General features: G+C 48.6%; 2 protein-coding genes. Both read right to left on the minus strand.

The features are described 5' to 3' along the window. Positions 1–372: phage neck terminator protein (locus tag Xhom_RS25180; protein ID WP_099140137.1), on the minus strand; the 372-nt coding region annotated here is incomplete at its 3' end. Beyond that, positions 357–722: a phage collar protein gene (locus tag Xhom_RS25185; RefSeq protein WP_069315429.1), complete on the minus strand. Its 366-nt coding sequence runs from the start codon at positions 720–722 to the stop codon at positions 357–359. The genes Xhom_RS25180 and Xhom_RS25185, both read right to left, overlap by 16 nt. Between the last annotated feature and the right edge of the window lie 13 nt (positions 723–735).

The raw sequence follows: 735 nt of genomic DNA on the forward strand, positions 1-735 counted from the left end.
TAACGGTGTTATAGCCCCACCCAATTGCCGGAATTGCTCAATGGCAAACTCAGATCGAATTACTGTAGCTACCAGCAATGCATTCTTTTCTGCCGTCTGCCCGTAAAAATCCAGTTGGCAGCGCCATTGAGTTGTACGTGTAATATGTTGCTGTCCATCACCTGCCACCTCTGGCGCTGAATACTGAACCACACTGGTTGATAACCCATCAGAAAACAGGCCGGTCATGGTGATGAAATCCCCCAGCGGCATAGGTGTACTGTTTTGTTGTGAGCGTTCTATGTCCACATCAGGAAAAAGCCCCCGGAGAAAATCCCCAAGGGCCTTATATAAATCACGCTCTGTTACTGAGATGGTTACGTTTGCAGGCATACGATAACCCTCGTCCAGTCCGGCCAGTTTTCAGGTACAGAGACCACCAGCCATGTTTCACCATTGATAACGAATTTATCGCCGCCTTGCTGCTTGGGGCGATTAATGCCGCACCAGTTACCATCGGTATAGATAGATGCCATCACCCCCTGAATATTCAGGTTATCCAGATGCCGGATATCCGATTGGGTAACGGCCTGCTTCTGCACCTTCATGGTAATGGGATCAGCATAATCGGGTGTGCGGGAGTAATCGTCGTTCTTGACTGAACCTATTGATCGATAAATCTGAGCGGGGATAAAGGGATTTACCGCGCCAATGGCTGCGGATGCGATACCATGAAGATTCATTTCTCACCTTTTT

Origin of the sequence: Xenorhabdus hominickii (assembly GCF_002632725.1) — a bacterium.
GTDB lineage: Bacteria > Pseudomonadota > Gammaproteobacteria > Enterobacterales > Enterobacteriaceae > Xenorhabdus > Xenorhabdus hominickii.